The organism is Mesotoga sp. UBA5847 (assembly GCF_002432735.1).
Taxonomy (GTDB): domain Bacteria; phylum Thermotogota; class Thermotogae; order Petrotogales; family Kosmotogaceae; genus Mesotoga.
Genome location: NZ_DJGL01000014.1, coordinates 153769 through 179271, shown reverse-complemented (window position 1 = coordinate 179271; position 25503 = coordinate 153769). Strand labels below are relative to the sequence as shown.

Sequence of the window (25503 nt, the reverse complement as noted above, 5' to 3'; positions counted from 1 at the left end):
ACTTCCTTGGTGAGTGTCTTAGTTGAACGTGAGCCTGCTTTTCTTTCAGCTCCTTGAAGCAACTGAGATTCTACTGAGTTTTCTCGATTCGCCAAAGAAGCTTGAACTGGAAGTTCGAGTGAAGATCTTCATTCACGTCTCAGGTTAAGAAGCATCAAGATCACTGTCACTCTTCAGAGCTGCGGCTTGCGAGTCAATTATGAATCCAGGTAGAGATTGTGTTACGTTGACCACCCGATACACTGGTTATATAATTGAGTAAGGAGGTGGTTGAGTTGTTTTGGGATCCAACATTCATCATACTTATTCCTGCAATCATCCTGGCAGCTTACGCCCAGTTCACCGTCAGTTCTCGCTTTTCACAGTATTCGAAGATCAAGTCGAGCTTTGGATTCAACGGCACTCAGCTTGCTAGGCAGCTATTGGACAACGCCGGTCTACATGACGTCAAGATAGAGAGAATCAGAGGCAATCTTACCGATCACTTTGATCCGAGGAAAAAGGTGGTGCGTCTGTCTGATACTACCCACAACAGCACATCGATAGCTGCGCTGGGTGTGGTTGCGCACGAAATAGGCCATGCAATTCAGGACAAAGAAAAGTATGCACCTCTTGTTGTCCGAAATGCTGTTGTTCCTGTTGCCCAGTTAGGTTCTTCTCTTTCCTGGATAATTTTCATCATAGGTCTCCTCATGGTTTCTCAGATCCTGATAAGAATTGGGATAGTTGTATTCTCTGCGTTCGTGTTCTTTACACTGGTTACGTTGCCGGTGGAGTTCAACGCAAGTTCAAGAGCAAAGAAGCTGCTTTCGTCCATGGGGATGCCTTCGAATGAGCTTAAAGGCGTGAGTTCTGTTCTGGGAGCTGCTGCAATGACGTATGTGGCTTCTGCGGCCACTGCTATTTTTCAGTTGTTGAGAATGCTTATCCTATCTGGATCAGGAAGAGATTAATGCAGGGGGCACGTTCCATAGCCCTCCAGACACTATCCTTTTTTGATACTAACGGGTATATTTCTTTTAAGAAGGTGGAGATGGCACTCTCCACCCTTTCTTCGAGTGATAGGTCCTTTTGTGTGAACCTGATCTACGGAGTTCTTAGAAAGAGGATTCGAATAGACTACGAGCTCTCGCGGTTTCTGAGAAAACCCAGCAAACTTCCTGTGGCAGTAAGGAACGCCTTGAGGATTGGTATATTTCAAATCATGTTTCTGGATACCGTACCTGAATATGCTGCTGTAAATTCTTCTGTGAATTTGGTGGGAGTAAGGGAGTTCAGGGACCTTGTCAACGCAGTTTTGAGAAAGATTTCCGATACCGGCTATTCGAATAATCAGCCGCTGAATGTTTTTTACTCCCATCCTGAGTGGCTAGTAGAATACTGGAGAGAAGTAGAATGGATAGACGATGTCGAGGAGCTTCTCGAGTACAATCAGACACCTCCGACTCAAACAGTCCTGGCTTCAGGCAAAGAGGATGAGCTGATAGAGAAGGGTTTCATCTTTGACAAGAGTGAGTATTCTGAGCTTTGCACTGTCTTTCAGAAGGGAAGCTCAATTGAGAACCTAGAGACTCTGGATGAGGTCGAGTATATACTTACAGAAGTGGGAGTTCCTGTGGTCAAGCACAGTGGCAGCCTAACCGGCAGAATCAACGCAATGCCGTGGCTTCTTCATACGTTGACTCGGGACTCGCTTGATATTGCGTCCCATAAGGCCAAGACTCTTCTGAAGAGCTTCTCAAAAGAACATAACGATTTCATCTACTATAGTCAGGCGATCACCAGAGAAGAAAATGATATGGCTATTGGGGTTCTCGGTGAATTCGAATCAAGCAAAATGGGCCACTTCTTCTCGGAAAGGAATATAGTTGCCAGATTCGATGGAAGAGGGTACTGGTTGCAGCCATGGAAAGCTCCCCTTGTGTGTTATGTGGCAAGACTTAGGAGGAAGAAGTGAAGGACGTACTTTCTTTTAGTTTGGACGAACTAAGAGAGGAAATGCTTTCCTTAGAAGAAGCAACATTTCGAGCAAAGCAGATCTTTGACTGGATTTACAGGAAGAAGGCGGTGGACTATTCGGAGATGACAAATCTTCCCATTAGTCTTCGGGAAAGACTCTTCGGGCTTCTTCCCTTTCCGGTTATGGAAATGGAGGAAAGACAGGTGGCCGGTGATGGCACTGAGAAGTTCTTGTGGAAGCTGGAAGATCGCAATCACATCGAATCAGTGCTTCTGAGGCATCCAACTCATACTACGTTCTGCATCTCTTCACAGGTTGGTTGTGCGCTGAACTGCTCCTTCTGTGCTACGGGAGCCGGAGGTTTCGCTCGAGACCTGTCCGCAGGCGAAATTGTCGGCCAGGTTGTATTCATGGAAAAGATCAGTGATAAACCTGTTGACAACATAGTTTTCATGGGTATGGGAGAGCCTTTTCTGAATGAGGACAATGTATTTAAAGCGATAAGCATTCTCCACGACCCCGTAGGGAGAGACCTTGGAACGCGGCGATTCACTATATCAACATCCGGTATTCCAGAATCGATAAGGAAGTTGGCCGATTCGAAAATGGATGTTAGACTGTCAGTATCGCTTCATAGTGCAAGAGACGAACTAAGGAGCAAGTTGATGCCTGTTAACAGGAAGTACCCGTTATCAACTCTTAGAGAGGCTCTAGAATACTATCAGCACATCACCGGTAACAGGATAACCGTTGAATATGCAATGATAAAGGGAGTGAATGATTCCAAAGAAGAGGCGCAGCGCCTTGTGGAATATCTACGAGGGTTGAAGTCATTCATAAACATAATTCCGGTGAATCCCGTCAATAAGATCTACGACAAACCTTCAGAAAATGTAGTAGTTTCTTTTGTTGAAACTCTAAGAAAAGCAGGGTTTGAAAGTGCCCTGAGGCATGAAAAGGGAAATGATATCGATGCAGCTTGCGGTCAGCTCAGGCAAAGAAGGAGGTAGGGCTTGGATAGAAGAAAAGGAGTAGTCGTTAGATTCGGAAGCAGAAATATGGAAGTAGTCGATAGCGAAACAGGAGGAAGACTTGTTTGCACCATGCCTGGGCGTTTTAGAATGCAGGGGATAAGACCTATTGTAGGAGATAGGGTTGAGTATACATTGAGCGGCAACGGTCAGGGTCGAATAGAGAACATTCTTCCCAGAGAGACTGAACTATTAAGACCGCGAATCTCCAATATTGAGCAGATACTTCTTGTACTATCGTTGAAGGAACCGGCTGTTCAGAATACAGTTACTGACCGTTTTCTAGTTCTGGCAGAGTTCGCAAAACTTCCGGTAGTAATAGTTGTAAACAAAGTCGATCTGCTGCACGGAGACGAAATAGAGAGTTTCTGTGAAATCTATGGAGAATACTACGATATCTGCCACGTCTCTTCAAAAGAGCAGATCAACATTGATAGGTTACGAGAGATTCTGAAGGGTAAGGTAAGCGTTATGGCGGGAATGTCTGGCGTTGGTAAGAGCAGTTTGCTTAACACGTTGAATCCCGGTCTAAAGTTGAGGGTGTCAGAAATATCTCGAGGTCTTGAGAGAGGGAGACACACAACATCGTATGTTGAACTGCTTCAATTCGAATTTGGAGGACTGATTGCTGACACTCCGGGTTTTGCTAATCTTGAAATGCCCGAGATAACTCCGGAAAACCTAAAGAGCTATTTCTTGGAGATTACTCAGGAAAATGAAATGTGCGCATTTTCCGATTGCAATCATATTGATGAGCCCGGTTGTTATGTCAAGGAGCTGGTCGAAGCTGGGAGTATTCATAAGAGTCGCTACAACAGTTACCTGAATATGTATAATGAACTGAAGGAAAGAGAAAGAGAGAAGGGAGGAAGAAAACATGGCTAAGATATCTCCCTCTATTCTAGCTGCAGATCTTACAAATCTGGCCTGCGAAGTAAAAAAAGTACGCGAAGCAGATTTTCTTCACATAGATGTTATGGATGGAATGTTTGTCCCCAATATTACTTTCGGAGTGCCTATTATGGAGGCACTTGGAAGACTTGATCATCCTCCATTGGATGTACATTTGATGATAGAGGAGCCCTCAAAGTATGTTAAGGATTACGCATTACTCGGTGCCAAAAACCTCCACGTACATGTCGAGGGAAACTATCATCTTCACAGACTGCTTGGAGAGATAAGGGAGAATGGGGCTAACGCATTCGTTGTGCTGAACCCTTCAACGCCTGTTTCTTCGCTCGAAGAAGTGTTTCCCTTTGTGGATGGTATTCTGGTTATGACAGTCAACCCGGGCTATACAGGCCAGAAATTCATTCCCGAAGCTGCCGCAAAGATCGGAGCTCTCGACCGAATTCGTTCTGAAAAAGGTTTCTCATTCGTTATTGCAGTAGATGGGGGCGTGAGTCTGGGAAACGCGAAGGATTTGGTTGATCTGGGAGCGGACATTCTTGTTATGGGGGCAGCCGTATTTAGAGCGAAAGATCCATCGATTGTTGTAGAAAGGATTAGGGAGATTAGACGGTGAAGCTGTATCTTGTGACTTCAAATGAGAACAAGCTTAGGGAGGTGCGGTTACTTTCGCCGGAGAATATCGTGATTGATTCTATTGCAACTATTGTAACGGTTAGAGAGGTTATAGAGAATGCGGAGACCTTCATGGGTAATTCTCTTAAGAAGATCGAAGCATACAAGGAATTGGGTGTCCCTTTGCTTGCAGATGATTCGGGCCTAGTAATTGATTCTTTGGGAGGCTTTCCCGGGATTAGCTCAGCCAGATTCATGGAGGGTAGAGATTATCCACGAAAGATGGAGGCAATTCTGAACCGAATGAAAGGCAAAGAAGAAAGGACTGCCAGATTCATCTGTGCAGCCCTCTTCTATGATCCTTCAAGAGAGATGTTGCTTGGTGTAGAAGGCAAGGTTGAAGGTTCCATTGCCCTAGAGATTTCGGGAGAAGATGGTTTTGGCTACGATCCGATATTTATCCCTTCTGGTTTCTCCGAAACATTTGGTATCCTAGGCGATTCAGTCAAAAATGAACTTTCACACAGATCCGATGCATTTAGGAAGCTGTTTTCACTGGTCTCCCTTTATAACGAGAGACAATGAGCAGAATGACTCCAGCAAACAGCAAAGCAACTGAAACTACCTTGGCCGTTCTTATGTCTGTTTGACCTATGTAAAGGCTGTCGAGTCTCAGTCCTTCAATAAAGAATCTAACGATAGAATAAAAGATCATGTACAGCGCAGTGACTTCACCGTAGTTCTTCCTCTTACCAAGATACCAATAAAGAAAGGAAAAGATGGCGACATTTGCGAGGCTCTCGTAAAGAAAAGTCGGATGGAAAAACTCATCTCCAGAATACCCTGGCATCCGGTATCTTAACGGAACAAACATCTTCCATGGGAGCTCGGTAGGTGCGCCGTAAGCTTCATAATTGAAGAAGTTTCCCCAACGTCCGATAGCCTGAGCCAGTGGCAAAACGGCAGTGAAGATATCCGTCGCCTGCAGAAAGGATAGCTTAGCCTTTTTTCTTAAAGTGACATACAAAAAAACCACAATCAGAGCTGCAAAGAAAGCTCCGTGGATGGCAAGACCACCATCCCATGTTCTCAAGATACTCCAGAAGTCGCCCCTGTAGAGATCGAAATTGAACGCCACGTAGTAGACTCTTGCGCCCAAAACTCCGAAAATAATCCCGATAAAGACTGCTTCTATCATGTAGTCTTCCTCTATTCCTTCTTTGAGACCCTGGTGTCTTCCTATAAGGTAAGCAACGATGATCCCTGCCGCGATCATCACTCCGTACCATCTGATTGAAAAGGGGCCGAGATTCTCGACTATTACTGGATTAAGTATTAACTCCCCGCTGAATACCGCTTTCAAAAGAAAAAACAACGCAACTACGGAAACAACAGCTACCGATATCAGAACTACTTTCTTCTTCATGTAAACCCCCTGTTTCCAGTTTTCGAAAGGCTTTGACTTCAGGACGTATTTCACTTAAGAAAAACTTGAGCATGCTAATCTTGAGAGGAGTCCTCGTGCAAATCAACGGCCTCCTGTTGCTCTTCTTCAGATTGGGGTTCCATTTCACTAATAGAAGCCTTTTCTACAACAGCATCCAGAACCTTGTTTCTGATGATCGTGGAAACGATATCACTTCTAACGTCTTCACGAGTGCTCACCATTTCTCTTGCTCTGTCGGCAGAAATCCCCCAATAAGGAGCCATCTCTTCAGCAATGGCTTCAATTTCCTCTTCTTCTGCCTCAAACCCTTCTTTGGATGCTATCTCATGAATGAACCTCGTCTTCTTTATCTCATCGAATACACCCTTTCTGAAGTTTTCGACAAGCTTATCTTCGCTTCCGGCTTGATTCAAGTAGTTCTCATAACTCTTATCCTTTTTCGAATTCTCTATTGTTCTCTGAACGAAATAATCAAGTGTCGAATCTGAGATCTCTATCTCTACGAGGTCGTTGATCTTATCCATTGCCTGTTGCCTGAGGAAGTCTTTCTGCCAATTGATGAAAGACTCCATTCCCTCCTTTTCAACGATTTCTCTGAGTTCCTCAAGAGAGTTTGCTTCAGCATTCACTGTCTTCGCAAATTCGTCATCTAGATCCAGAGGGTTCTTCTTAAGCACTTCCAAAATTCTTACAGAATAGAAGTACTCGTTATCAGAGTCTTCAAATGTTCTCGTAAACTCCACCGATTCTTCCTTTTTCTTTCCGATCACATTTTTCACTATAGGTCTATCGTCTTCTGGGGTGATATTCAGCTCCTGGACCTTCTTGTCAGCTATCTTCTTTCCGTCTTTTTCAATAGTATACTCGATTTTGATTATGTCTCCATTCTCGACTGGGCCTTCCTTAGGTTCTACAATTGCGTGCTCATTCCTAAGTTCTTCCAGTCTGTTGTTCACATAATTTAGAACAACTTCGTCTTTCTTTGGTATTTTCAGCTCGAGGTTTGCATAATCGAGAATCTTGATCTCCGGATCTCTGTGAAGCATGACTTCGATGGTTGCTCCCTCTCCCTCCATCTTTTGATCGTTTATCACTGCAGGTATAAGAAGATTCTCATCCTTGATCGCATCTTCAATCTTGTCTGAAAGGACTTCGAGGACCATTTCTTCAAAGCTCTCTGCCAAAAAGTTCCTCACTATGTTCAGCGGTACCTTTCCCTTTCTGAATCCTGGTATTGAATATTGTTGGTTCACATATTTGGCTACATCCTTCTCTGCCTGCCTTACTTCTTCTGAATCAAAGGAAAAGAGAAATGTCTCAACATTCTTTTCCTTCTTAACGAAATTCTTTTCCACCGGTAATTACCTCCATTCAGTCGCAACCTGTGTTTTTGCTGTCCAATTATACGTATCTGCCTGCTGTTCGGGGTTAAAGTGATGTTATATTAAAGGCTGTGATTACTGGAGTTCTATTAGCTCATACTTCAGGCTTTCCGGTTCGATTATTACCACTGTTGGTCTTCCTGTGAGGTAGCCGCAGCATTCCCCAGGATTGATTATAACTGGTTTGGAATCAAGTCTTATGTCAAGATTATGAGTATGCCCGTAAAGCAAGAAATCTGCTCTAACAGTATCTTTAAGCCCAAAAGGTTCATGCATCACAACCACGCGATAACCCTGGATCTCGGTTTCATTGGGGCCCTTCACTAATGAATCACCAAGCACCCTTTTTAAGCCAATCAACTCTCCGTCGTTATTTCCAACTACTACGTGAAGCTCCCCGCTGAACCTCAACAGCTCTTCTGCAGCAAACGGCGAAATAAGATCTCCGCAGTGAATAAGAACATCTACCTCGCGGTCTATTGCCACGCGTACAGCCTCGGAAATTCTTGTAATGTTGTCATGAGAATCCGACATTATCATCCATGCCATTCCCCACACCTCTTGGCATCTTGTATCGTTGAAAACTTAAGGTTAATCGAATACAATTATAACTGCACAGGGCCCATGGGACAAAGGGTCTGATATGCATCATGTGCCTTCGGAGGTTTGATTGATTAAGAAGAGATTGGTAATTCGCTTCTGCTGTGGAGGTCTTCTAAGATTTCTTTCGCATCAGGAGACGGTTACGGCAATAGAAAGGACAATCAGAAGATCGAAATTGCCCGTTACTTACACTCAGGGATTCCACCCTCGGGTCAAAATAGGTTACTCTCAGGCAGTTCCAACAGGTGTGGCAAGTTTTGCGCATTATGTTTTCCTCGAGACAGAGACAGAAGTCTCTGACCCAGTGAAAGCCCTAAACTTTTCCTCTTGTTTCACTTTAAAGGCTCAGAAAGCATGGTATATTCCTTCGAATTACACAAGAATAGATAATCTGATTGATTCCTACAGATTATCGCTTACACTTCCGAAAGAGCGCTATATTCCAGATTCATATGACAGCGAGCTCAAAGTTTCTAAGAAGACTAAGGGAGGTTACAAAGAATTCAGAGCAGGAGATGTATTTAAGGACCTCACAGTGACTCCCTTGAGAACCGTCTATATGGTAAAATATTCCCAGCCAATAGACTCAATGGTTTCAGCGGAGGAAATACTCAAGATTTTTTCGAAAGATGGTACCGCTTCTTACGAAGGGGTGTTTGTTTTTGTGGAGGAAGCTCTCGTAAAAGGGAAGCGAACTTCAGATATTCTGGATGAAATAGGAGGGATTCGAAATGTCTGGTCACAATAAGTGGGCGAATATCAAGCACAGGAAAGGCGCTCAGGATGCCAAGAGATCCAAGGTTTTCACGAAAATCATCAGAGAACTAATGGTTGCGGCAAGGGAAGGAGGATCAGATCCTAATACGAACACTTCTCTGAGGGCTGCTATAGAAAGGGCTAGAGGCGCGAATATGCCTAAAGACACAATGGAGAAGGCAATCAAGAAAGGCGCCGGAGAACTTGAGGGGCAAACGTTCTCCGAAGCTCTTTATGAAGGGTATGCTCCTGGAGGGGTAGCACTTCTTATAAGATGTCTTACTGATAACAAGAATAGGACCGCTCAAGAGATCAGGCATACCCTTTCGAAGTACGGTGGCTCTATGGCAGAGAGTGGCGCGGTTAGTTGGATGTTTGAAAGAAAGGGAATCATTACTGTCTCTAAAGAGCAGATTTCCGACCTTGATGAGTTCCAGCTTCTTGCAATCGAGGCAGGAGCCGAGGACATAAAAGACGACACCGATCCAATAGAGATTATAACCTTTCCTGATTCGGTATCTGATGTCAAAACGGCGCTCGAAGAAAACGGGTATTCTCTTTCTTACGAGATGAGCTATATACCAAGCAATAGTCTGAAGGTTGAGGGTTCAGAAGCGAGTAAGCTTTTTAAGCTCCTTGACATTCTTGAGGACAACGATGATGTTCAGGAGGTTTATGACAACTCGGATATTGATGAAGCCGAAATGGAGGCGCTTGCCGATCAGATGGGCTGATATGAACTGCCCGTTTAGGAGACACTTGGAGTGATAACAATTGCTTTCTCTTCTAGGAATTACGCTAGCTCTGATTCTTGATCAGGTAAGTAAGTACTTTGTTGAGAATGAAATGACGTATTTTCAGCGAATAGATTTGGTCGGCGACTTCTTCGGCTTGAGATATGTCAGAAATACGGGTGTTGCGTTCGGTCTATTCAAGAACCAAGAACCTTGGCTTCTGGCTCTTATTGCTGTTGCAATTGTCGTAACGATTGTGATCCTTTCTAATGCAAACTCATCGAAGTTGTCAAAATGGGAGTCCTTCTTCATTGGTCTGATTGCTGGAGGTGCGCTCGGAAATAACCTGATGGACAGACTGAGACTCGGCCATGTAGTTGACTTCTTCGAGCTGAGAGGGTTCCCCGCGATCTTCAACTTCGCAGACATGTGTATAGTGTTCGGTGCAGCATTGCTAACTCTTTCAGTATACCGAAGGGAGAAAAGTGCTTCAAGAGATAACAGTCTCCAGGCGTGAAGACGGCTGGAGGCTTGACAAGATAGTAGTTGAGAAAGCCCCTCCGTGGATTTCACGTACTTTTGTGCAGCGGCAGATTATAGAGTCTAAAGTTTTTGTTGACGGAAGAGCTAGAAAGCCGGCGTACAAGGTGAAGTCCGGAGAAATAATAACTTTCGAACTGCCGGACAAGCCCCAAATACTATCAGTAGAACCAGAAGATATCCCTCTAGACATAATATTCGAAGATAGAGACATAATCGTTGTCAATAAAAAGCCAGGTATTATTGTTCACCCTCTTCCAAGAAAGCAAACCGGCACACTTGTAAACGCTTTGCTTTATCATTGCGGAGATCTTCAAGGTATTGGTGGTGTAACAAGACCCGGGATAGTTCACAGGCTTGACAAAGACACTAGCGGCGTAATAATCGTTGCAAAGAATGATCTTGCTCATGTCTCCCTCTCCTCACAGTTCAAGAACAGGCTGACCTCAAAAGATTATCTTGCTCTCGTTAAGGGTAAGACACCCGCATCTGGCAAGATAGATTACTCCATTGCACGTCATCCCGTAAACAGACTTAAGATGTCAATAAATTGCAACGGTAAGGAATCTCTTACGAATTTTCGGACACTAAGGAACTTTTCTGAACTTGCCTCTTTAGTTCTTGTGAGTCCAAAAACTGGCAGAACTCATCAAATAAGAGTTCATATGAAAGAAAAGGGCTTCCCTCTTCTGGGTGATGCAGTCTACGGAAAGGCAAGAGATGACGAGATATTTGGAGTGAGAAGGCAGATGCTCCATGCACTAAGACTAACCGTCTTACACCCTCGTTCCGGGAGAAGAATGACTTTCTTGGCAACACTTCCTGAAGACATGAAGGAAGCAATAGTTAATCTAAGCGAATTGGTGGAGAAGAAGGCATGAAGACTGCTTTTCTAGTCACAAAGTACGAGTTATTCGGTTCTATCCTCGAGCTGGGCGAGACGATTGCTGAGTTGAAAAAAAACGGATATGAAAGATGTGTCATAGTCGACTCTTCATTGTCGTCTTTTGTGAAATGGCATACAGCGCTTTCCCGAGCAGGTATAGTAACTGTACCGGGTTTACACAAAGGAAATGATTATTGGATTGCCAGAAGCGAAACAGGGTTCAGAGAACTTATGAAAAGCGAGATTATCGAATCCGATGACTTGGTGCATGTTTTGGGAAAACCTCGCAATCTGGATCCCTCGTCAAAGAACCCAATCTGGGAGTGCCGTTATCTTGATCAAAATAGCGAAAGGTTCAGAACATACACATCCTTGGGGGATGTCCTCGAAACGTCCGACTACTCTTTGCCGGATGAAAGACGCTATCTGGATATGGAGAAAGACCTTGGCAAACTCCTTTCTGAATTACCTCAGGAGTTTGCTATACGGAAGCTGAATCACGTTTTTCCGGTTAGATCAAAGCCTGAGGATTTCTCCGCGTTGCTCGAGAAAATAATCGGATCAAAGAAACTTGGTGCTAGTTACGCTATAAGACTTGAAAGGGAACTTTCGGTGATTCTGGCAAAGGGAATTCAAGATTATTTCATGACTGTCTCAAAGATCGTTGAGATAGCAAAGACCGGTGGTTGTTGGATTGGCCCTGGAAGGGGATCGGCCGTTGGTTCACTTGTAAGTTATCTGCTTGGGATAACACGTATTGATCCCGTTGAAGAAGAACTCTTTTTTGAAAGGTTCTTGAGTTTGAAGCGCGAAGATCCACCAGATATTGATCTTGACGTTGATGATGAATCGAGGCAAGCACTTCTAAGGAGTTTGAAAGACCACTTTGGAAGCGATCATCTATGCCTCATTAGGACGGCATCTACTTACGGATTCAAGGGGGCGGCTCGGGAAATTGGCAGAAAGCTCGGTATTGATGGTCAAAGAATATCGAGGCTAATCGAGTGGAGCAAAGAAGGGCAAAGATTTCCCTACGCGTTTGAAGGGGATGTTGACATGAAACAGCTCTTTGATATGTCAAGAAGCATTGTAGGTCTGTACTCAGGTTTTTCAATTCATGCAGCGGGCCTAATTCTGTCTGATTACCCTATTTCCGGATTGATTCCACTCGATTCAAGCGGTGATCTTCCTGTCTCTCTATGGGATATGAATTCTCTCAGCATCATGGGTTTGCAGAAGATCGATCTTCTGGGACTCAGGAACCTTTCGCTTCTTAAGAAGATGGCGAAGGGCAAGGAGCCCTGGCATTCTCCTACGAACGATGCTAGAACGTACGAAATACTGGAAAAAGGCTACACTGCCGGCGTGTTTCAGCTCGAGGCCCCGTACGCCACGAAGGTTGTTAGATCAGTCAAACCTATCTCGTTGAAAGACTTGTCGATATCGATCGCCCTCAATAGACCTGGGCCAATCAAATCGGGAGTCACGGAACGCTTCCTCAGACTATCCAGAAATCCCTCTGATCTGGAAAGAATTAAAAGAAAGGTTCCAGTGCTTGCGGAGACCGGTGGTCTTCTAGTTTATCAGGAACAGGTTCTCAAAATCGCTTCCAGTTTGCTTTCTCTTGAAGCAGACGATGGAGAGCTTTTGAGAAGAGCTCTTTCCAAGAAAGACAAAGAGGTTGTGAATAGCTTGTTCAGGGCTTCACCAGGGTACAGCAAACTCACTCCTGAAAGAAGAGAGAAACTGCTGTCCTTCCTTATGGACTTCGCTGGATATGCATTCAACAAGTCTCACAGTCTAAGTTATGCAATGATCTCTTATTGGTTGGCATACTTCAAAGCGAATCACCCCGAAGTCTTCTATCCGCTTATCTTAGTTGAATTACCCAGAAACTCCCTCACACGCATTGCTGCTGAGATAAGAGACAGGGGATTTTCATTACGTACAGAAGATAGATCAGTGCAAAGTCGAGATTATGTGACAGTTTCGATTCCCAGACTGCTAAATATCGACTACTTAAAACCGGTTCCAGACGAGAATTCCTTTTTCACTTTTGTCAGAAACAATAGGTCTCGTTGTCAGGCGAGGGACCTGGAAAAACTGATAAAGAGTGGCTACCTCGATCGCTTTGGTCCAAGAAACGAGTTGTTGAAGAGAATGAATGATGCACTGGCCGGAGTTAATCCAGAACTGAAATCGATTCGTTCGGTGTTCGGGTACAAGGAAGATGAACAAGAAGCAAGGGAGAGCGATACAGATATTGATAGAGCGATGATGGAAGTTGAAGTTCTTGGTTTCAATTTGACGGAGATACAGCCGCCGGACATTTCCCGAAGACCGACTGATTTCGAACTAACAACGGCTCTTGCACGTTTGAGAACGGGAATCGCTGCGTTCAAAAGGATAGACTACCTCGGCAGAAGCTTTGTAACTGATGGGAGGTCCTTTGTGGAGATAGCCGGGCAAGCCCCTCTTCAGGGTTATGCGCTGTTCAAGAGCGGGAGACCAATGGAAATGAAAGAGCGCGTTACAGAGGTGAACAGAGTTTTCCACGGTCAAATTGATAGGAGGTTTCTTGCTGCAGGCTCCGATTGCGAAAAAGTCATAATCAAATCTAAAGATTCTCAGACAGTGGTCCGCAATGCAAAGCCTTCGGAAATTGACTCAGATGAGATAATCTGGAAGTAGTACATGGAGGAGATAATGGAGATCTATTTCGTCAGGCACGGAGAAACTGAGTGGAATAACAGCAATCGCTGGCAGGGAAGATCGGATATTCCACTTTCAGAAAGGGGCAGGAACCAGGCTATACAGACTGGAGAGTTTCTCAGGAAGATCGGTCTAAGACCAGCGGCGCTCTATGCCAGTGACTTGAAGAGAGCAAGAGAGACGGCAGAGATTATTGGTCAAATTCTCAGGATCAAGCCAATCGTCAATCCGGTCCTCCGCGAAGCCGATGTTGGTTTGTGGAATGGCCTGGAAATTAGCGAGGCTTTCAGAAGTCACGGCAATCTAATTGAACATTGGCGAAAGGATCCGTGGGCTAACATTGCAAAAACAGAGTCCCTTGGCGAAGTACAGAGAAGAGCGGTGAGCTTTCTTAAGTTCGCATCAACCGCTTTCGCGGGAAAACAGGTAGTTGCCGTCTCTCATGCTTTGCTTATAAGGACTGTCATCTGCTACTCAATGGGCCTGCCTCTGGAGAACCATTATAGACTCTCAATGCACAACTGTTCAGTGTCTTCGATCATTGTTGAGAGTGGGGAAACAAGGGTTCATGAACTGAATCTCTGGCGTCATCTGGAAGAAGAGTAGGTATTATGAATTTGAGAGTGAACTTCGTTCCCCGTGTCCTTGACGAACAAACCGATATCGCAGTTGTAATTGATGTCTTGCGGGCGACCAGTACTATCACGACGGCGCTTCATCTTGGCGCAAAAAAGGTGATTCCTGTGGAATCGGTCGAGGAGGCTTTGGAGTGCAGAAAGCGGAATCGCGAGGTGCTTCTTGGAGGAGAGAGAGGATCGATGCAGATAGAGGGATTCGATCTGGCAAACTCCCCAGTTGCTCTCTGCAAGAAGATGATCTTTGGAAAAGAGTTGGTTATGACGACAACGAATGGGACAAACGCTGCACTTTTGTCGAAACGTGCGGGAAGGCTTGTTGCTGCCTCCTTTTTGAATCTTGAAAGTATAAACGGGTTTCTTGAGAGTGAAGGCGGCAGGATTGAGCTCCAGTGCGCCGGCTCTAGTGGAAGAGTTTCACTTGAGGATGTCTTGCTTGCGGGTGCAATTGTATCCGGATTGGGAATGGGTTGTACCGATGATGGTTGCTCGTTAGCTTCGCTCCTGTATGAATCGGCCAAGAGTGATTTGGAGAGCTTTTTCATTAAGAATGGCTTTCACGCGAGAAGACTTCTCTCTCTAGGGTTTGGTGATGATATAAGCTTTTGTGCTAGAATCAACATGTACAATCTTCTCCCGTTGTGGCGGGACGGTGGGTTCGTACGGGGGTAGTTTAATGGAGTTTGTTTCAAATTTCTTTTTTGTTATCGCGATGGGAGCGCTCTTTCTGTCACTGATTTTCTTCGAAATTGGAACTAAGAAGGTGCGTAGGCCGAAGAGCGAAGTGAAGCCTGAAGATTACAAACCTTACGATAGGAAAGGCTGGTATTCTCTGTTGGCAGCAGGAGGGTTTCTAGGTCTATCTTTGTTGTTTGCATTGATTTTCTGAAGGTCGAGGGGGTTGATTGAATGCCTAGCAAGCTAGCAGTTGACAGCATCATCTCGAAACTGCCGGGGGTGCACAGCGCCAGAATAGTTTATGACGAAAACGGCGAAATGGTCGAGATTCACGTTTTGGCGGACATTTCCAAACCGGCAAAGCAGTTGGTAAGAGATATTGAAACGGCAATATACGCTTCAACGGGTGTCAAGATCGATAGGAAGATCGTCTCTATTGCACAGATATCCCTGGATTCAGACGATGAAGAGGAAGCTTCGGTTGTAAGACCTTACCAGAAGGAAGAAGTCCAAGGTTACAACTTCCAACTTAAAAGCCTCGAGACGCGCGCAACGATGCGAAAACTAGACATAACGGTAATGCTAGATTATGAGGGAAGAGAACTTGAGGGTTCGTCAATTGTAGACATTGGTGACGACGAGAAGTACATGGCAATCGTGGAATCAACGGTTGCAGCAATAAGGGATGTCATTCCAAGTTTCAGAATAGAGTTCATCGAAAAACTGGAGTACGGGATGACTGAGATTGTAATGGCGGTAGGTTCTGCATTGGTAAATGGAAAGAGAAAGAGAGAAGCCGGCGCTAGACTGTGCAAGAAGGACAGTCTTAGCGATTTCGCGCTAGTGGTTCTCGAGATAATCAATAGGATCTAAATGAGGATACTGACTATAACTTTGGAGGTGCTCCAATGGATTTGTCGCACTTTGTCTCTTCTGTAACGCCTTCGGCGACCTTGGAATTCAACAAGAAGGCGTTGGAACTCGCTCGATCAGGAGAGGATGTTGTAAAGTTCACTGCAGGTGAACCGGATTTTCCTACTCCCCGCCCAATTGTCGATGCAGCAATAAGAGCTCTCAATGAGGGAAAAACGAAGTATACGAACGCCGCTGGAATAGATGAGTTGAGAAAGGCGATAGCTCTGAAACTTCAGAAGGAAAACAACATGACTTACTCACCCGAAGAGATTGTTGTTGCGAACGGTGGAAAACAAGCTATCTACAACGTTCTGAAGGCTTTGCTCAACGTTGGCGATGAGGTGATAATCATTTCGCCTGCATGGGTAAGCTATGAGGCGCAGATTCTTCTCTGCGGTGGTGTACCGGTCATTGTGCAGGCTGATGTTGAGAGAGACTTCATTCCTGAGATCAACGAAATCGAGAGTTCTATTACCGACAAAACGAAAGCGATTATGATAAATTCTCCGAACAACCCGACCGGGGCAATCTATCCAGAGAGTTTCCTAGAGGAACTGGCAGACCTTTGCATAAAGGAAGATCTCTTTGTCATCTCTGATGAAGTGTATGAAAAGCTTGTATTCGATGCTTCTCACTTATCAATAGCCTCGATGGATGGAATGAAGGAACGTTCAGCGGTCATAAACGCTTTCTCCAAGACATACGCAATGACGGGCTGGAGAGTAGGCTATTCCGCCACATCCACTAAGCTGGCAAAAGAGATATCTAAAATCCAGAGCCACCTTGCATCAAATGTTAATACTATGGCTCAGTATGCAGCCTTGAAGGCGTTTGAGGTCGATACCTCTTCCATGGTTGAGGAGTTTCGGAAGAGAAGAGATTTGGTTGTATCAAGGCTATCTGAGATTGGACTCAAATTCAGCAAGCCTGCGGGGGCTTTTTATGTATTCATAGATATCAGACCATACCTTGGCCGAAGGTATGTGAATTCCAACGAATTTGCTCTTGGGCTTCTCGAGGAGCAGAAAGTGGGAATGGTTCCGGGAAGTGCGTTCAGTTGCGAAGGCTTCATAAGAATGTCTTACTCCAGTTCGGTTGAAGAACTGAAGAAGGGAATTGACAGATTTGGGAGATTTCTCAAGGCGATTTGACTAGCGGCCAGTCCAGTCCAGGCTCCATTTAAACGATTGAGTTAGAAGCTGGACACTTTCTAGATCGGATTTTGAAAGGTCGTCCAGCATTCTGTTCATAGCATCTCTAAAGGCGTATTGTGTGTTTCCTGAACGGATCTCCATGAGACATTCTACAGTAGCTGCGAACTGATCGGCTGCCCACACGATTCTGCCTTCCAATGATTCAAATGGATCCAGCATTCTGAGTTTAAGCTCTTTGATAAGTTCATCGGGCATTCCGACCAGCAGGTTCTCGGTAACCATCTGCTCTTCAACTTGAGCGATCACCTCATCAAATCCAGGGACTTTCTTCTTTGTTGGTGTGATTATGTCACCGGTCATGCTTTCTGGAATGTCGTGCAGAAGGGCGCGTTTTACAGATTCAACGGGGTTTATTGCAGTGCCTTTCTCCTCCTCAATACAGGAAAGAATGTATGCAGTTATTGTAACATAGGATGAATGGGCTGCTACAGTGGTTGGAACGTTTCTATTCAGCCGATTCCAGCGGACAGCTCTTAACAGAACGATCAAAGCGTTAGTGTAGCGTTCAAGCCATGGGGTATCCATGATAAGGCGGTAAGGTTCGAAGTCTCTGAAGATTTCGATTCGTTTCTCGAGACCTTTCAATGGTCGGCTGAAGAAGTCCGGGAAACTCCTTGCATGTAGGCCCGCCTCTAGTCTGGCAGACAAGAGATCTCCCGTCTGGATTATTTTGCCCTCGACAGAATCATCTTTTGAATTGACCATAGACAGATAGAATGGGTTGTGCCGTTCTTCGGGCAAGTATTGAACGATTTCCTCAACGGTTCTCGAAAAAACATCGTTCCATTTATCTGGTGAAAGAGATTTTATCAGAACCTTGGTGTCAACAGAGATGTCGGAAAGAAGGCATTTTGGCAGTTCCTTCAAAACCAGTCTCTGAAAGAGTTCCTTCTGGTTGATATCGAGACCACTCAGCCTGGCCATCTCTGACATCAGTAAACTGTATTGGGCTGAGATGAAGGCATTCTCTGCTTCGTTAGTCCTTAGAAGAGTGGGTGTGTTGTTCCACCTATACATTGTGAAGAGATTTGTTGCGAGTTCTAGTAGCTTCACGTATCCTTGAAACACGGAGACACCTCCCCAGCAGGGTCAAAGATCACACTGATACAATTATAATTGTTGTGTTGAGTAAAATAAAGTCTTTAGCAGGGAAAGAGGCGGTTTTATGAACATTTGCAAATGGACAAACAGGACTTATCCACTGTTTAGTGATGACTGTACTGTAGGTGAGATCTTGAGCGACAGAAAGTCGGCTGGGCTCACGTATGTAATCTCGGTGGATAGTGACGGGCGACTGGCAGGCGTTGCAAGAGTGGATGATATCAAAGATGTTGATCCTGCAACGCCCGTTTCAGAGGTTATTACAGAACCGGTCTTCTACTGTCGAGACTCTGATTTCATTGAAGATGCCGCACTTATGCTTATCGAGAGTCATGACTATGTTCTTCCTGTAGTTGACGACGATTTTTTGGTGGTGGGAGCTATCGGAGTCTTTGAGATTCTTGAAGGCCTGATGGAGTTCACTGCAATGGACAAGCCAGGAACAAGAGTCTCCGTGATTCTGGAGGACAAGCCAGGAGCGTTGCGAGATGTTGTAGATTACCTTGCCGAAAGAGAGGTAAATATTCTTTCGATAATCACGTCAGCGGCAGAATCAGAGGATGAAAGACGGGTCGTTATCAGAACAGATGAGTCGGACATAGGAATGATCGCTGAAATACTTCAAGAAAAGGGAGTTTCTTTTGAGAGTATAAGTGAAGAGGAGGGTTTTGGTGTCTGATTTTGCAAGTTACCTCATTCTAGGTGCGGTTCAGGGAGCAACTGAATTTCTTCCAGTTTCGTCTTCTGGACATCTGACTATTTTTTCAAGTTTTCTTAATGTTCCGCTCGATGTTGAATCTAAGGCGGCGTTTTTTGCTGTATTGCATCTTGCAACATTTTTTGCCGTTTTGTTGTTCACATTTAAGGATGTATGGACCATATTCTCTGGATTGGGTAAGCCAGAAAAGAGGGACTCTTCAATCAGGTATATATTGTTGCTTCTAATTGCGACCATTCCGGCAGTTATAGCTGGTTTTCTGCTGGAGGACGAGATAAAGCTACTGTTTTCAGATGTAGCCTTTGCATCTACCATGTTATTTGTGACCGCGACTATGTTGTTCATATCGGATAGGCTTAAGGGTGATCGCAAGATACTGGATCTCTCTATTGCAGGGGCTCTTTCAATCGGTATCTTTCAGGCGGTGGCTATAGTTCCGGGGATATCCAGGAGTGGTTTCACCATCTTCGGAGCCTTACTTGTCGGTATGGTTAGAAGAGACGCCGTTAGATTCTCGTTCCTCTTGAGCCTCCCGGTTACTCTAGGAGCAGGTCTTCTGGAGCTTTCAAGAGTTAATCTTCCTGTCAGTACGGTTCTATTGTCTTCCATTCTTGCTTTCCTGACCGGAGTAATGGGACTGTGGCTTCTCAAGAAACTTGTTCTGAAGCGACGTCTGAGTTTGTTTGCCGTTTACTGTATAATTATAGGGACAGTAGGTTTGATTTTTCGAGGAGTGATGTAACTTGGACTTGAATCTCCTCTTTCCCGGCAGTTTGGTATATGTGCCGGGAATGCTGGATTCTCCAACGAGTAGCTGCGTTCTTCTTGTGGAAGATGAAAAAAGGATTCTCGTCGATCCGGGCGGGTTCCCTTCTCTAGAGATTCTTGAAGATAAACTGACTTCTCTGGATCTTTCCCCAGATGAAATTACTGACATATTTCTGACTCACTTTCATCTAGACCACGCCTTCAACAGCATGTTTTTCCCGAACGCAAAAGTTCATCTGCATGAGAGTTACAGTAGCAGAGACTACGGTTCGTTTGGTCCAATAGTTGGAGCCATGTACCAGAAGATAGTTCTCTCCTGGAATAGAGTCGAGCCGTTCAGGAATGGAGACAGGCTTCTAGATTCAGTAGAAGTTCTGGAGTCTCCTTTTCACTCGAGAGATCATGTTTCATTTTTTCTTGAAACAAGTAATTGTGGCAATGTCTTTATTTGTGGAGATATATGCACAAGGCAAATACAGTATCACGAAATGCGAAAAGGTATGCGGACAGACGAGGCCGCTGCTTTCGTAATGAAGTACTTCGACAGGGCAGATACTGTGATCTTTTCTCATGACCTGCCGATATTCAAGAGGTGATTACATGAGAGTGCTGTTTGTTTCTTACGAAGTGTATCCGTTAGCAAAAGTAGGAGGTCTTGCTGATGTAGCTGGATCCCTTCCGAAGTACTTGAAACAACTGGGAGTGGATGTTGATATATTAATGCCTCTTCATGGATCGATAGATAGAAGCGTTTTATCAAAGACGGGAAGGGTCCAGAAGACAAGATTCTTAAGAAGACCTCGCTTCTTTGATATCTATAAGACTAAATTGCCTCAAAGTGAAGTGAGTGTCTTTCTGCTGAGAAATGAAGATCTTATGGACTCCAAGGAGGTCTATGGCTCATCCGATTTAGCTCTTCAAGCAATGAGCTTTTCCGATGCAGCCACGTCCTTTGCGATTGAGCAAGGTTATGATATCGTTCATCTCAACGACTGGCATACCGGTCTCATGGCAGTCTATCTTAAGCAAGCCGAAGCCGGAATCAAGACAGTCCTCTCAATTCATAACTTAGCTTATCAAGGTGTCTATGAAGACAGGTATTTTGAACTCTCGGGGATTAAGAAAGCTTATCAAAAAGATATTTCAGTGCAAGAAGGCCTCAATTTCCTTAAGGCGGGCATTGAATTCTCCGATAAGCTTAGTACGGTCTCCCCTACCTACGCAAAGGAAATCCAGACTCCTGAGTACGGTGCGGGGCTGGAGGCAATCCTTTCCAGAAGGAACAATGATCTGGTTGGAATATTGAATGGAATCGATTATTCCGAATACGATCCCGAAAACGACAGGCGTTTGTGGGCTAACTTCGGTCTTGATAACCTTAAGAACAAGAAGATAAACAAATGCAATCTGCAGAAATTGGTAGGTCTTCCCGGAAACAATACGGCAGTTATTGGATTGATCTCAAGACTTGTTGATCAGAAAGGGCTCGACCTAATAGAGGAGATTAAGGATGATCTGATGAAGCTTCCCGTCCAACTAATAGTTCTGGGGACTGGTGAGAGGAGATACGAACTCATGTTTAAGGAGCTTGAAGAAGCTTATCCAGATAGGGTAGCTGCAAAGCTAACCTTCGATTTGGATCTTGCCCAGAAGATTTACGGGGGCGCAGATATGTTCTTGATGCCTTCCAGATATGAACCTTGCGGCTTGGGTCAGATGTTTGCCATGCGGTATGGGACGATCCCTGTAGTTAGATTCACCGGTGGATTGGCAGATACAGTGAAGGAATTTGACGGTTTGGATTCCGGAAATGGTTTTGGTTTTTCTGATTACAAAGCTAGTGGACTTCTTGAAGCAATTGATAGAGCTCTCGAAGTATACAGTCGGCCGGACTGCTGGAGGAAAGTAGTGTACAATGCCATGAGTGAGGACTTTTCTTGGAACGCTTCGGCGAAGAACTACATATCTCTATACAGCGAGATGCTGGAGGTCAAAGGTAATGCCTGAATTAAGAAAGGATCCGATAATAAAGAGATGGGTAATAATAGCTACTGAAAGAGCTAGAAGGCCTCATGATTTCATAAATGCCAAAGAGAAAGTGGAATCGGCTTTCTGTCCGTTTGATTACGGAAATGAGCACACCACACCACCTGAAGTCATGGCTTTCAGACCTGCAGATACTACAAAAGACAGCCCGGGATGGTGGGTTAGGGTAGTTCAGAACAAGTTTCCAGCTCTTGATTCAAGTACAGAACCGGATCGCTTTGGCCATGGAATGTACGATGTTATAAAGGGTTTTGGAACGCATGAAGTGATTATCGAGACACCTGATCATAACGCATCTATGGCTACTCTATCGTATGAGCAGGTTAGGGAAGTGATCTGGGCATACAAAGAACGTCATCAGGTGCTTGAAAAGGATAATAGGATCAAATACGTGTTGATATTCAAGAACCATGGAAGAGAAGCCGGGGCATCCCTGGTGCACTCCCACAGTCAGTTGATAGCTACTCCAATTGTGCCTAAGAGAGTTGATGAAGAGATCACTGGTGCTGCAGACTACTACCGTTTCAGAGAAAGATGCGTTTACTGCGATATGGTTAACCAGGAAGGACTGGAAGGGACGAGAGTGGTTGAGGAGAATAATGATTTTGTTGCTTTCGAACCATTTGCTGCAAGGTTTCCTTTTGAGACCTGGATCGTTCCGAAGGTTCATAAAGACAATTTCGGAGAGATCTCTGCTTCTCAGATCGATAGTTTTTCTGTGATACTTAAGAATATGTTGCTGAGGATTCACAAGGCTCTCGATAATCCGCCCTACAATTTCATGTTGCATACGGGAATCAAGGGTATGGAGCAATCAGCTCACTATCACTGGCATCTGGAGATAGTTCCAAGACTCACAAGGGTCGCTGGTTTTGAGTGGGGTTCAGGCTTCTACATAAACCCTATGCCTCCCGAGCATGCTGCGATGTATCTTCGAGAGGTCAGGATTGAGGAGGAGTAGAATGGAAACCAGAATAAGTGATGAACTGCTGAAGCATCTTGAAGAACTTGCAAAATTCGAACTGAGAGAACAGGAGCGCGTGAGTCTTAAGAAGGATATCGAAGAGATTCTGCAGTACATGACGCTTCTAGATCAAGTTGATCCCAGTGCCGATGAAATGATATCTCCAGTCGAGAAGAGTCTTGAGCCAAGAGAAGACGCTCCGATGGAATTTGAAGGTGCAAAGCTAATTCGTGATCTTTTTCCTGAGCGGGAAGGAGACTATCTCAAAGTTCCAAGGATATACAAAGGGGAGAAATGAGCAACGCTTCTGGTAAAAGATATGAAGATATTGCTTGCAGGTATCTTAAGAAGTCGGGATACAAGATAATTGCGAGAAATATCTCGTATAGATTTGGTGAGATAGATATTGTTGCATTTGAAGGAAGGACGATGGTCTTTGTTGAAGTCAAAGGAGGGAGTTCTTTCAGATTGCCGAGATACAGAGTTGACGAAAGAAAGCTAAGGCGACTCGAGTTGGCTGCCCAGAGATACATATCGACTGAAAAGCCAACCTTTAGTGAAACAAGGCTTGACGTTATTGAGGTTTTGAATGATGGGGAAGTAAATCATTTAAAAGCAGTTGGAAGGTGGTAGCGTGCTTAGAAATAGCCAGAGAATCTTTGAAGAGTACGAAAGATGGCTTAAGAATTCTACGGAAGAGATGAAGGAAGAGCTCAAGATGCTTTCGCCGGAAGAAGTTAGGGATAGGTTTGCTCTGGATCTCGAGTTCGGTACCGGTGGAATGCGAGGAGTTCTTGGTGCCGGAACAAATCGTATGAACATTTTCACAATAAGAAGAGCTTCTCTTGGCTTCGGTCGCTGGATTTCTGATAAGTACATAGATCCGTCAGTAGTAATAGCCTTTGATACAAGGCACAAATCTTCTTGTTTTGCTGAAGTGTCGGCCGAGGTCCTCTCGTCAATAGGTATCAAGGTTCACCTTTTTGTTGAGCCAATGCCTGTTCCAGTCCTAAGTTTTGCGGTTAGGGAGCTTAAGGCAAGCGGAGGAATTGTAATTACTGCCAGTCACAATCCACCTCAGTACAATGGCTTCAAGGTCTACACTTCAGATGGAACTCAAGCGGTTCCCCGTTACGCTGAAGAGATAATTCAAAGCGTTAATGGATCAGACTTTTTCGAAAACTACTCGCCGAAGAGAGAGATAATTTATAACATACCAAACTCTGTTCTTGATGGATTTTTGGAGACTGTGAAGGAAAACGTTCTCCACCTTTGTAACGATTTTGAATCAATTAGCGTTGTTTATTCCCCTCTCCATGGAACCGGCAACTACCCTGTCTACAAGACACTTTCCGATCTTGGCCACAGAGTGAAACGTGTCGAGGAGCAGGCTATACCTGATGGTAGCTTCCCAACCGTCAAGAGTCCAAACCCGGAAGATCCGAAAGCATTTTCTATGGCTCTTGATGTCGCAGGTGAAACCGATGCCGATCTTCTGATTGCGACGGATCCGGATTGCGATAGGTTGGGCATAATGGTAAGGCAAGATGGAAAGTACATCGCGATCAATGGAAATCAAACAGGCGTGATAATGACCCATTTCATTCTTGAGAGATTGAAAGGGTCCCTTCCTGACGATGCGTTTATTGTGAAGACGATAGTTTCGACGGATCTGGTGAAGAGTATCGCTGCCCGAAGCGGTGTAAAAGTAAGAGAGACCCTAACCGGGTTCAAGTACATTGGAGAGATCATTGAGAAATCAGAAATTGAAGGAAGAGGAAAGTATCTTTTCGGTTTCGAGGAGAGCTACGGCTCTCTCTACGGAAGGCATGCGAGAGACAAAGATGCTGTTAGCGCTGCTGCTCTTGCCTGTACAATCGCGGGCTTCTTGAAGCGGTCAGGACTTTCATTGATTGAGTATCTTGAAGAGATCTATAAGGAGTTCGGTTATTATCTCGAGGCACTCGTTAACAAGGATTACGAAGGCATAGAGGGAAAGGATAGAATAGAAGCAATCATGAAAGGGCTTAGGGAAAGCAGGCCATCTGCAATTGGGGGTTTTAGGGTAAGAAAATTCAAAGACTATATGGAAGACTCGGGTGATCTCCCCATGGCCGATGTGATTTCAATGGAGATGGAGGATGGTTCTAAGATTATTGTAAGACCTTCGGGGACAGAACCAAAGGTCAAATTCTATCTCATGGCAAAGGGAGAAACCAATGATGAAGCAAGAAGAAAAATCGATGAACTAAAAGAACTGATCGAAGGGATTGTAGGCCTATGAATTACAGGTACGCTCACATTTTGTACCGTGGGGATGATTTTCTCTCTCCAAAGAGAGCAACATTTGATCACAGAACTAAGACAGGCTTTATGACCACGTGGTCGACTGAGCATTCAAGCGATTTACTCAAACACAAATACTGGAGTTGTCTTAGCGCTTATGGCCTTGAAAGTGCTACTAGACGCAAGATCTCTTTCGAAAGAAAGCACAGTGATGCGAACCTTCTTTATTTCAAGTACGAGCTGGAAGTTCCTGAAGCGCTTGAAGGTTACTTCGATCCAACGATACTCGAAGTGCTTTCTAATAATCTTTCCGTAAGGGAGACAACTGAGGAAGTCTACAAAATGCTTAAGGATTATGAAGAGGGAACTCTGAGATTCAATGATCAGGGCTTTTCCTCATGGCTTGCAGGAAAAGTTGGAGGCCTTCTGCTAAGTGATGGCGAGAAGAAGGAGCTTGAAAACTCCCTGATAAAGTATGTCGAAACCATAGTTGGAAGGGTTTTGTGGACTGTTTATAATGGAGATTTACAGAGAATGGGAAAGGACCTCTCTTCAATGGTTTATCTCTACACCGAGATGCTAGATCTCACGGGTTCAAAATAA

The 25503-nt window shown here is 44.6% G+C and carries 29 protein-coding genes; 25 read left to right on the top strand and 4 right to left on the bottom strand.

The features are described from left to right. The first annotated feature begins 275 nt into the window (after window positions 1-275). From B3K91_RS02240 to rdgB, 6 genes are read left to right on the top strand one after another with little or no spacing between them, the layout of a single operon-like run. Entirely contained in the window at window positions 276-953 is a 678-nt protein-coding gene (locus tag B3K91_RS02240; RefSeq protein WP_214059745.1) for a zinc metallopeptidase, read from the top strand. Next, on the top strand, window positions 953-1957 hold the full coding sequence (locus tag B3K91_RS02235) for a transcription antitermination factor NusB (RefSeq protein ID WP_292593916.1): 1005 nt from the start codon (window positions 953-955) through the stop codon (window positions 1955-1957). Before B3K91_RS02240 ends, B3K91_RS02235 begins: the two co-directional genes overlap by 1 nt. Beyond that, the gene (gene rlmN, locus B3K91_RS02230) at window positions 1954-2970 is read left to right on the top strand and encodes a 23S rRNA (adenine(2503)-C(2))-methyltransferase RlmN (protein WP_214078127.1); all 1017 of its coding nucleotides are present in this window, start codon (window positions 1954-1956) and stop codon (window positions 2968-2970) included. The genes B3K91_RS02235 and rlmN overlap by 4 nt, the downstream gene beginning before the upstream one ends. Before the next feature lie 3 nt (window positions 2971-2973). After that, window positions 2974-3876, top strand: coding sequence for a ribosome small subunit-dependent GTPase A (gene rsgA, locus B3K91_RS02225; RefSeq protein ID WP_292592670.1), 903 nt, complete (start codon window positions 2974-2976; stop codon window positions 3874-3876). After that, window positions 3869-4516: a ribulose-phosphate 3-epimerase gene (gene rpe, locus B3K91_RS02220; RefSeq protein WP_214059748.1), complete on the top strand. Its 648-nt coding sequence runs from the start codon at window positions 3869-3871 to the stop codon at window positions 4514-4516. The genes rsgA and rpe overlap by 8 nt, the downstream gene beginning before the upstream one ends. Further along, window positions 4513-5100 carry an RdgB/HAM1 family non-canonical purine NTP pyrophosphatase gene (gene rdgB, locus B3K91_RS02215; protein ID WP_214078128.1) on the top strand — a complete coding sequence of 196 codons (588 nt, stop codon included), beginning with the start codon at window positions 4513-4515 and terminating at the stop codon, window positions 5098-5100. The genes rpe and rdgB overlap by 4 nt, the downstream gene beginning before the upstream one ends. Here rdgB and lgt read toward each other — a convergent pair. From lgt to B3K91_RS02200, 3 genes are all read right to left on the bottom strand, one after another. Continuing rightward, window positions 5054-5941 carry a prolipoprotein diacylglyceryl transferase gene (gene lgt / locus B3K91_RS02210; RefSeq protein ID WP_292592667.1) on the bottom strand — a complete coding sequence of 296 codons (888 nt, stop codon included), beginning with the start codon at window positions 5939-5941 and terminating at the stop codon, window positions 5054-5056. The genes rdgB and lgt overlap by 47 nt on opposite strands. 74 nt (window positions 5942-6015) lie before the next feature. Further along, window positions 6016-7317 carry a trigger factor gene (tig, locus tag B3K91_RS02205; protein ID WP_292592665.1) on the bottom strand — a complete coding sequence of 434 codons (1302 nt, stop codon included), beginning with the start codon at window positions 7315-7317 and terminating at the stop codon, window positions 6016-6018. A gap of 102 nt (window positions 7318-7419) precedes the next feature. Beyond that, window positions 7420-7893: a metallophosphoesterase gene (locus tag B3K91_RS02200; protein WP_292592662.1), complete on the bottom strand. Its 474-nt coding sequence runs from the start codon at window positions 7891-7893 to the stop codon at window positions 7420-7422. Between the two features lie 121 nt (window positions 7894-8014). Here B3K91_RS02200 and B3K91_RS02195 point away from each other — a divergent pair, with 121 nt between their 5' ends. Genes B3K91_RS02195 through aspC form a run of 10 tightly spaced genes read left to right on the top strand, consistent with a single transcriptional unit; the run spans window position 8015 to window position 16954 of the window. After that, window positions 8015-8695, top strand: a complete 681-nt coding sequence (locus B3K91_RS02195; RefSeq protein ID WP_214078131.1) for a TIGR03936 family radical SAM-associated protein — start codon at window positions 8015-8017, stop codon at window positions 8693-8695. After that, window positions 8679-9437, top strand: coding sequence for a YebC/PmpR family DNA-binding transcriptional regulator (locus B3K91_RS02190; protein ID WP_292592660.1), 759 nt, complete (start codon window positions 8679-8681; stop codon window positions 9435-9437). Before B3K91_RS02195 ends, B3K91_RS02190 begins: the two co-directional genes overlap by 17 nt. A 40-nt stretch (window positions 9438-9477) precedes the next feature. Then, window positions 9478-9954: a signal peptidase II gene (gene lspA / locus B3K91_RS02185; protein ID WP_214059754.1), complete on the top strand. Its 477-nt coding sequence runs from the start codon at window positions 9478-9480 to the stop codon at window positions 9952-9954. After that, complete coding sequence (locus B3K91_RS02180; RefSeq protein ID WP_292592657.1) at window positions 9923-10858, top strand: RluA family pseudouridine synthase; 936 nt, start codon at window positions 9923-9925, stop codon at window positions 10856-10858. Before lspA ends, B3K91_RS02180 begins: the two co-directional genes overlap by 32 nt. After that, the gene (locus B3K91_RS02175; RefSeq protein ID WP_292592655.1) at window positions 10855-13554 is read left to right on the top strand and encodes a DNA polymerase III subunit alpha; all 2700 of its coding nucleotides are present in this window, start codon (window positions 10855-10857) and stop codon (window positions 13552-13554) included. The genes B3K91_RS02180 and B3K91_RS02175 overlap by 4 nt, the downstream gene beginning before the upstream one ends. Before the next feature lie 15 nt (window positions 13555-13569). Then, window positions 13570-14181 (top strand): histidine phosphatase family protein, encoded by a 612-nt coding sequence (locus B3K91_RS02170; protein ID WP_292587933.1) that lies wholly within the window; start codon window positions 13570-13572, stop codon window positions 14179-14181. 5 nt (window positions 14182-14186) lie between these two features. Beyond that, complete coding sequence (locus B3K91_RS02165) at window positions 14187-14882, top strand: 2-phosphosulfolactate phosphatase (RefSeq protein WP_214060465.1); 696 nt, start codon at window positions 14187-14189, stop codon at window positions 14880-14882. Window positions 14883-14886: 4 nt separating this feature from the next. Then, window positions 14887-15099 (top strand): hypothetical protein, encoded by a 213-nt coding sequence (locus B3K91_RS02160; protein ID WP_099828883.1) that lies wholly within the window; start codon window positions 14887-14889, stop codon window positions 15097-15099. Between the two features lie 20 nt (window positions 15100-15119). Then, complete coding sequence (locus tag B3K91_RS02155) at window positions 15120-15761, top strand: hypothetical protein (RefSeq protein ID WP_214060466.1); 642 nt, start codon at window positions 15120-15122, stop codon at window positions 15759-15761. Window positions 15762-15796: 35 nt separating this feature from the next. Beyond that, window positions 15797-16954, top strand: coding sequence for an aspartate aminotransferase (gene aspC, locus B3K91_RS02150; protein WP_292592653.1), 1158 nt, complete (start codon window positions 15797-15799; stop codon window positions 16952-16954). Here aspC and B3K91_RS02145 read toward each other — a convergent pair whose 3' ends face one another. After that, window positions 16955-18085 (bottom strand): HD domain-containing protein, encoded by a 1131-nt coding sequence (locus B3K91_RS02145; protein WP_214061284.1) that lies wholly within the window; start codon window positions 18083-18085, stop codon window positions 16955-16957. It abuts the gene before it with no gap. Window positions 18086-18182: 97 nt separating this feature from the next. Between B3K91_RS02145 and B3K91_RS02140 the strand changes: the two genes are divergently transcribed. Genes B3K91_RS02140 through B3K91_RS02100 form a run of 9 tightly spaced genes read left to right on the top strand, consistent with a single transcriptional unit; the run spans window position 18183 to window position 25503 of the window. Then, entirely contained in the window at window positions 18183-18797 is a 615-nt protein-coding gene (locus B3K91_RS02140) for an ACT domain-containing protein (protein WP_214061285.1), read from the top strand. Further along, window positions 18790-19578 carry an undecaprenyl-diphosphate phosphatase gene (locus tag B3K91_RS02135; protein WP_292592651.1) on the top strand — a complete coding sequence of 263 codons (789 nt, stop codon included), beginning with the start codon at window positions 18790-18792 and terminating at the stop codon, window positions 19576-19578. Before B3K91_RS02140 ends, B3K91_RS02135 begins: the two co-directional genes overlap by 8 nt. A 1-nt stretch (window position 19579) precedes the next feature. Beyond that, window positions 19580-20200, top strand: coding sequence for an MBL fold metallo-hydrolase (locus B3K91_RS02130; protein WP_292592649.1), 621 nt, complete (start codon window positions 19580-19582; stop codon window positions 20198-20200). A gap of 4 nt (window positions 20201-20204) precedes the next feature. Continuing rightward, on the top strand, window positions 20205-21611 hold the full coding sequence (locus tag B3K91_RS02125) for a glycogen synthase (protein WP_292592647.1): 1407 nt from the start codon (window positions 20205-20207) through the stop codon (window positions 21609-21611). Then, window positions 21604-22611 carry a galactose-1-phosphate uridylyltransferase gene (gene galT / locus B3K91_RS02120; protein WP_214061288.1) on the top strand — a complete coding sequence of 336 codons (1008 nt, stop codon included), beginning with the start codon at window positions 21604-21606 and terminating at the stop codon, window positions 22609-22611. Before B3K91_RS02125 ends, galT begins: the two co-directional genes overlap by 8 nt. A 1-nt stretch (window position 22612) precedes the next feature. Beyond that, complete coding sequence (gene gatC, locus B3K91_RS02115) at window positions 22613-22912, top strand: Asp-tRNA(Asn)/Glu-tRNA(Gln) amidotransferase subunit GatC (protein WP_214061289.1); 300 nt, start codon at window positions 22613-22615, stop codon at window positions 22910-22912. Continuing rightward, window positions 22909-23247, top strand: a complete 339-nt coding sequence (locus B3K91_RS02110; protein ID WP_214061290.1) for a YraN family protein — start codon at window positions 22909-22911, stop codon at window positions 23245-23247. The genes gatC and B3K91_RS02110 overlap by 4 nt, the downstream gene beginning before the upstream one ends. 1 nt (window position 23248) lies before the next feature. Beyond that, the gene (locus tag B3K91_RS02105) at window positions 23249-24898 is read left to right on the top strand and encodes a phospho-sugar mutase (RefSeq protein ID WP_292592645.1); all 1650 of its coding nucleotides are present in this window, start codon (window positions 23249-23251) and stop codon (window positions 24896-24898) included. Continuing rightward, window positions 24895-25503, top strand: a complete 609-nt coding sequence (locus tag B3K91_RS02100) for a hypothetical protein (protein WP_214078139.1) — start codon at window positions 24895-24897, stop codon at window positions 25501-25503. The genes B3K91_RS02105 and B3K91_RS02100 overlap by 4 nt, the downstream gene beginning before the upstream one ends.

Excerpts from the sequence above, each read along its gene's own strand:
- B3K91_RS02200 (WP_292592662.1), bottom strand. The coding sequence starts at position 7,893 with ATGGCATGGATGATAATGTCGGATTCTCATGACAACATTACAAGAATT.
- B3K91_RS02170 (WP_292587933.1), top strand. The coding sequence starts at position 13,570 with ATGGAGATCTATTTCGTCAGGCACGGAGAAACTGAGTGGAATAACAGC.
- B3K91_RS02155 (WP_214060466.1), top strand. The coding sequence starts at position 15,120 with ATGCCTAGCAAGCTAGCAGTTGACAGCATCATCTCGAAACTGCCGGGG.
- rpe (WP_214059748.1), top strand. The coding sequence starts at position 3,869 with ATGGCTAAGATATCTCCCTCTATTCTAGCTGCAGATCTTACAAATCTG.
- B3K91_RS02100 (WP_214078139.1), top strand. The coding sequence starts at position 24,895 with ATGAATTACAGGTACGCTCACATTTTGTACCGTGGGGATGATTTTCTC.
- B3K91_RS02175 (WP_292592655.1), top strand. The coding sequence starts at position 10,855 with ATGAAGACTGCTTTTCTAGTCACAAAGTACGAGTTATTCGGTTCTATC.
- lgt (WP_292592667.1), bottom strand. The coding sequence starts at position 5,941 with ATGAAGAAGAAAGTAGTTCTGATATCGGTAGCTGTTGTTTCCGTAGTT.
- aspC (WP_292592653.1), top strand. The coding sequence starts at position 15,797 with ATGGATTTGTCGCACTTTGTCTCTTCTGTAACGCCTTCGGCGACCTTG.
- B3K91_RS02125 (WP_292592647.1), top strand. The coding sequence starts at position 20,205 with ATGAGAGTGCTGTTTGTTTCTTACGAAGTGTATCCGTTAGCAAAAGTA.
- B3K91_RS02190 (WP_292592660.1), top strand. The coding sequence starts at position 8,679 with ATGTCTGGTCACAATAAGTGGGCGAATATCAAGCACAGGAAAGGCGCT.
- B3K91_RS02140 (WP_214061285.1), top strand. The coding sequence starts at position 18,183 with ATGAACATTTGCAAATGGACAAACAGGACTTATCCACTGTTTAGTGAT.
- gatC (WP_214061289.1), top strand. The coding sequence starts at position 22,613 with ATGGAAACCAGAATAAGTGATGAACTGCTGAAGCATCTTGAAGAACTT.
- B3K91_RS02165 (WP_214060465.1), top strand. The coding sequence starts at position 14,187 with ATGAATTTGAGAGTGAACTTCGTTCCCCGTGTCCTTGACGAACAAACC.
- galT (WP_214061288.1), top strand. The coding sequence starts at position 21,604 with ATGCCTGAATTAAGAAAGGATCCGATAATAAAGAGATGGGTAATAATA.
- B3K91_RS02110 (WP_214061290.1), top strand. The coding sequence starts at position 22,909 with ATGAGCAACGCTTCTGGTAAAAGATATGAAGATATTGCTTGCAGGTAT.
- B3K91_RS02160 (WP_099828883.1), top strand. The coding sequence starts at position 14,887 with ATGGAGTTTGTTTCAAATTTCTTTTTTGTTATCGCGATGGGAGCGCTC.
- B3K91_RS02235 (WP_292593916.1), top strand. The coding sequence starts at position 953 with ATGCAGGGGGCACGTTCCATAGCCCTCCAGACACTATCCTTTTTTGAT.